This is a genomic window from Kitasatospora sp. NPDC093558 (assembly GCF_040683475.1).
Classification (GTDB): domain Bacteria; phylum Actinomycetota; class Actinomycetes; order Streptomycetales; family Streptomycetaceae; genus Kitasatospora.
On sequence record NZ_JBFBDY010000455.1, the window covers coordinates 1 to 5,163 of the forward strand.

Genomic DNA, 5,163 nt, shown 5'->3' on the forward strand with positions numbered 1-5,163 from the left:
CCACTGCTCTCGCTCTTCCCTGGGCGACTTGCCCGGGGGCACCCGCACCGGCCGCCCAGCGCCGCCCCGCCGTACGACTCCGTCATCCGTTCGCCCGCAAGCGATCCCCGCGCCGGACCAAATTTGGCGGTGTTGACCCGTCAGTAACGCCCTCCTATGCTCAACGGCGTTCGCGACCCGGCACCCACCGTGCGGCACCGTCACCGGCTCGAAGGGCTCCTCCCATCACCACCTCCACCGCCCCCTCGGGCGGCGCCCCCGGCGCGCCCGACGCGGCCGAAGCACCCGACGCCGCCACCGGTCGCCGCCGGTTCCTCACCTACCTGCTCGCCGCACCGACCCTCACCGTCGCCGCCCGGCTCGGCCTGGACGCCGCCGCGCCGGCCACCGCGCGCGCCGCCGTCCGGGCCGCCGTCCGCGCCTCCGCCGCACAGGCCCAAAGCAGCTCCGCGCCACCGCAGTTGATCGGCCTTCCGGGCATCCCCGACATCCTGGACCTCGGCGACGCCCTCATCCTGGCCGGCCTGCCGACCTCCCACCTGCTCGTCCTGGAGCTCACCACCGCCGGGCGCGCCGTGCTGCACCTGCCCCGCCTGGAGGTCGGCCAGGGCCTCACCACCGCCGTCGCGATGCTCGTCGCCGAGGAGCTCGACGCCCGGCTCGCCGACGTCGACGTGCCGCTCTCCGACGGCCGCCCCGAGCTGCTGTTCAACCAGCTCACCGGCGCCTCCAACTCGGTGCGCTCGCTGTACGACCCGGTGCGCGCCGCCGCTGCCGCCGCCCGCGCCCGGCTGGTGACCGCCGCCGCCCGCCGCTGGAACCTCCCCGCCGACACCCTGCGCACCGCCGACTCCGCCGTCCTCGCCCCGGACGGCCGCCGCGCCGGGTACGGCGAACTCGCCGCCGACGCCGCCGCGATCGCCGTCCCGGCCGTCCCCTCCACCCCCAAGAGCACCGACCAGCTGCGCCTCGTCGGCAGGCCGACCGGCCGCATCGACGCCCGCGACATCGTCACCGGCCGCGCCAAGTACGCCGGGGACCTGGCGATCCCGGGCGCCGTGCCGACCGTCGTCGCCCGCCCGGCCACCGTCAACGGCACGCTCAAGTCCCTGGACGCCACCGCCGCGCGCGCCATGCCCGGCGTGCTCGGCATCGTACGGATCCCGAGCGGCGTGGCCGTCCTCGCCGAGACCTTCGACCAGGCGATGAAGGCGCGCGACGCCCTCGTCACCACCTGGAACCCGGGCCCGGCAGCCGGCCTGTCCGACGCCGACGTCCGCAGCCGGCTCCGGGCCGCGCACGCGCCGTTCCTCATCCCGCCGCTGCTCACGCAGTACGTGGACGGCGAGTTCGACTTCGCCTTCGTCAACCACGCCCCGATGGAGGTCCTGACGGCCGTCGCGGACGTGCGGCCGAACCGGGCGGAGCTTTGGTTCGCCGCCCAGACGCCGATCGTCGCCCAGCAGACCATCGCCGCCGAACTCGGCCTCCCGCAGGACGCCGTGACGGTCCACGTGGTGCGCGGCGGCGGCTCGTTCGGGCGGCGGCTGTTCTTCGACGCCGCGCTGGAGGCCGCCCGGATCTCCCAGGCGGCCGGCCGCCCGGTCAAGCTCATGTGGACGCGCAACGACGACATGCGCCACGGCCGGATGCGCCCCGCGAGCCACCACCGCGTCCGGGCCACCTACGCCCTCGGCCAGGTGTTGACCTACGAGCACCGCGCCGCCACCGTCAAGACCGACTTCCGGCACGGCCTCGGCGAGGCCCTGACCGCCGCCGGCTTCAACCTGTCGATCGCCGGGATCAGCCTCGCCCAGGCCTTCTTCCTGCTCAGCGAGAAGAACCCGTACAACGTCGGCATCCCGACCCAGCTGCTCGCCGAAGTGCCCCTGGACGTGCCCACCGGCAGCTGGCGCTCGGTCTACTCCGGCACCGTCCGGGTCGCCGACGAGATCATGATGGACGAACTGGCCCGCCGGATGGGCCAGGACGAGGTCGCCTTCCGCCGCGCCCGGCTGCGCGACGCCGCCGGCCGGGCCGTCCTGGACACCGTGGCCAAGGCGGGCGACTGGGGCCGCCCGATGCCGCCCGGCCAGGCCCAGGGCGTCGGCTACCACGACGAGAACGGCGGGCGCGCCGCCTACCTCGTGGAGATCGACGCCGGCGACCCGAAGAACCCGCGCGTCACCAAGGCGGTGATCGCCGCCGACGTCGGCCGGGTGGTCAACCCCCGTGGTCTGGAAGCCCAGTTGACCGGCGCCCTGATCGACGGCATCTCGGTGATCCTCCAGGCCGGCAACCACCTCGACAACGGCGCCTTCCGCGAAGGCAGTTACGGCGACTTCCACTACGCGCGGCAGCGGCACTCCCCACCCGCCGTCGAGATCCACCTCATGCCGCCGAGCGGACCGCCCGGCGGCGCGGGCGAGTTGGGCGTCCCGGCCGCGTCCGCCGCGGTGGCCAACGCCTACGCCCGCGCGACCGGCACGAGCCCGCGCTCGTTCCCGGTCAACTTCTGACGACTCCCCAGCCCACCACAGGACTCCCCATGCCCAGCCACACCTTCGTCCTCAACGGCCAGCCGGTCACCGTCGACGCGCCGGACGACATGCCGCTGCTCTGGGTGCTGCGCGACAAGCTCGGCGTCACCGGCCCCAAGTACGGCTGCGGCGTGGGCGTCTGCCGCGCCTGCACCAGCCACCTCGACGGCCAGGAGTTCCAGCCCTGCACGCTCGCGGTCAAGGACTGCGAGGGCCGCACCGTCACCACCATCGAGGGCCTCGCCGACGGCGACACCCTGCACCCCGTCCAGGAGGCCTGGCTCGCCTGCGACGTCGCCCAGTGCGGCTTCTGCCAGCCCGGCCAGATCATGACCGCCGCCGCCCTGCTGCGCCGCACCCCGGCCCCGACGGACGCCGACATCGACCGGATCCAGAACATCTGCCGCTGCGGCAGCTACCCCCGCATCCGCGAGGCGATCAAGCAGGCCGCAACGGCGACCCGGCCGACGTCCTAGACCTCACTCAGACGCCCAGCGCCTCCGCCGCCAGGGCCGTCCCCTGCACCCGGGCCGCGATCTTGGCGAACGCGATCTCGCGGGAGGTGGAGGTGTCGTCGGCGAACGGCGAGAACCCGCAGTCGTCGGTGGTGCCCAGCTGCTCGACGGGGATGTGCCGCGCCGCCGCCAGCACACGGTCGCGCACCTCCTCGGGGGTTTCCACCCGGGGGTCGATCGGGTCGGTCACCCCGATGAACACCTTGGCGTCCGACGGGAGATGGTCCGCGATGACGGCGAGGACGCGCTCCGGGTCGGGCTCGCTCGCGAGCTGCACGTAGAAGTTGCCGGCCTTGAGCCGGAACAGCGTCGGCAGCAGCCCGGCGTAGTCGACGTCCAGGCTGTGGGTGGAGTCGAGGTCCCCGCCCGGGCAGGTGTGCACACCGATGCGCGCCCGCTCGGCCTCGGAGAAGCGGTCGAGCACCCGGTTGTTGAGCGCGACGAAGTCGTCCAGCAGGCCGCCGGACGGATCCAGCTTGAGCGACAACCGCCCTTCGGTGAAGTCGAGTTGGACGACGTGCGCACCCGCGTCGAGGCAGCCGCGGATGTCGGCCTCCGCCTCGGCGACCAGATCGTCCAGGAACACCTCGCGCGCATACCCGTCGATGCCGCCGGCCGGGTAGAGGAGGCTGAGCGCGGACGGCGCGATGACGGCCTGCTTGACCGGCTTCGACGTGTGGCGCAGGGCGTCCCGCAGGTACGTGTCCGCGCGCACCCGGTACCGGAACGGCCCGGCGGTCAGGCTCGGCAGCTGCCGGGTGTGCCCGTCCGCGAACGGGATGACGGCACCGCCACCGTCGAGGGTGGTCAGGCCGGCCAGCGGGTACGTCACGAAGCTCGGCTTGGCCTGCTCGCCGTCCACCAGGACGGGGCAGCCGAGCTCCTCCAGCCGGGCGATGGTCTCGGCGGTCGCTTCGTCCTGCAGCTTCTTCAAGTCCGCGTCGGAGAGCCGCCCTTCGGCGTGCTCGGCGATGGCGGTGAGCAGCGCGGACGAGCGCGGGATGCTGCCGATGGGTTCCGTGGAGATGGTCATGACGGGACGTTAGAAAGGCGGCCCGCACACGTGCAACGGGGCGCGCGGCGCACCCCGTTGCCCGCGCACGCTCCGCGCGCCCCTGCCCGCCGGTTCACGCCCCCGGGACGACGGCCTCCGGGTCGCGGCCGAAGAACCCCGCCAACCGGTCGTACGGCGGCGCGTCCTCCGGGACCGCGACCTCGGGGCCGAACGCGAACGAGTCCTCGTCCGCGCCCCGGTACGCCGGCTTGAGCGACCCGCGCGCCCATGCGAGCGAGGCCAGCGCCACCTCGTGGTCAAGCCCGTCCGTGGACTGTCCGGTGGAGCGGGCCAAGTCCCAGGCATGGACGGCCAGTTCGGCGATCTCCTGGTCCACCGGAAAGCGGGCGGGGAACGACCCCACGCCGGGCACCTCCAGCGTGCCGGTGAGGTCCCCGGCCTCCCGCCACGCGTCGACGAGCTCCTCGGCGCCGGCCTCGAAGGCGTGCAGCCAGTCGGCGTCCACCTGCTCGAAGGACTGCGACCAGTCCGGCCGGCCGCCGCGCGCCTGGATGGTGAACTGCCGCAGATCGAACAGGAGATGGCCGATCAGCGTGCCGACGTCCCACGAGCGGCAGGGCGTCGGGTGGCCGGCCAGCTCGACGCCCGCGCCGTCGATCAGGCCGGCGGTCTGGGCGAGCGCCCGGGCGAGCAGGTCGATCGGGTCGTCGGTCGCGGTCATGGCACGGCTCTCCTGGGACGGCGGGCGATCGGTCCCCGTGATGCTAACCGGGACCACCGACACCGGCCCGGCCACCGGCTCCGGCGCCACGCCGGGGCCGGTGAAGCCCGGAGCCTTCCGCCAGGCTCGGGGCCGGTGAAAGCCCGGAGCCTTCCGCCTGGCTCGGGGCCGGTGATCCCCGAGTCTTCCGTCAGGCCGCGAAGCCGCCGTCCACCGCCAGCTCCGCGCCCGTGACGTACCGGGCGTCCTCGCTCACCAGGTACGCGACGGCCGCCGCCACGTCCGCGCCCGCGCCGTACCGCCCGAGCGCGGTCAGCCCGGCCTGGAACGCGGCCGACGCGCCGTCCGCCGGGTTCATGTCGGTGTCGATCG

At 74.3% G+C, this 5,163-nt stretch carries 5 protein-coding genes; 2 read left to right on the plus strand and 3 right to left on the minus strand.

Features of this window, described 5'->3' with window-relative positions; translation table 11 throughout:
• Positions 1–461: 461 nt before the first annotated feature.
• On the plus strand, positions 462–2,519 hold the full coding sequence (locus AB0O00_RS28890) for a molybdopterin cofactor-binding domain-containing protein (protein ID WP_363656674.1): 2,058 nt from the start codon (positions 462–464) through the stop codon (positions 2,517–2,519).
• A gap of 29 nt (positions 2,520–2,548) precedes the next feature.
• On the plus strand, positions 2,549–3,016 hold the full coding sequence (locus AB0O00_RS28895) for a (2Fe-2S)-binding protein (RefSeq protein WP_363656676.1): 468 nt from the start codon (positions 2,549–2,551) through the stop codon (positions 3,014–3,016).
• 7 nt (positions 3,017–3,023) lie between these two features.
• On the opposite strand, the gene AB0O00_RS28900 is transcribed toward AB0O00_RS28895, so the two are convergent.
• The 3 genes from AB0O00_RS28900 to AB0O00_RS28910 all read right to left on the minus strand — a co-directional run.
• Positions 3,024–4,088, minus strand: coding sequence for a cobalamin-independent methionine synthase II family protein (locus AB0O00_RS28900; protein ID WP_363656678.1), 1,065 nt, complete (start codon positions 4,086–4,088; stop codon positions 3,024–3,026).
• Positions 4,089–4,182: 94 nt separating this feature from the next.
• Complete coding sequence (locus tag AB0O00_RS28905) at positions 4,183–4,791, minus strand: TIGR03086 family metal-binding protein (protein ID WP_363656680.1); 609 nt, start codon at positions 4,789–4,791, stop codon at positions 4,183–4,185.
• A 190-nt stretch (positions 4,792–4,981) separates the two neighbouring features.
• A partial coding sequence (locus AB0O00_RS28910) for an SDR family oxidoreductase (RefSeq protein WP_363656682.1) occupies positions 4,982–5,163 on the minus strand: 182 nt, incomplete at its 5' end.

Bases quoted from the DNA above. Each gene is read 5' to 3' on its own strand.
- AB0O00_RS28895 (WP_363656676.1), top strand. From the start codon at position 2,549: ATGCCCAGCCACACCTTCGTCCTCAACGGCCAGCCGGTCACCGTCGAC.
- AB0O00_RS28900 (WP_363656678.1), bottom strand. From the start codon at position 4,088: ATGACCATCTCCACGGAACCCATCGGCAGCATCCCGCGCTCGTCCGCG.
- AB0O00_RS28905 (WP_363656680.1), bottom strand. From the start codon at position 4,791: ATGACCGCGACCGACGACCCGATCGACCTGCTCGCCCGGGCGCTCGCC.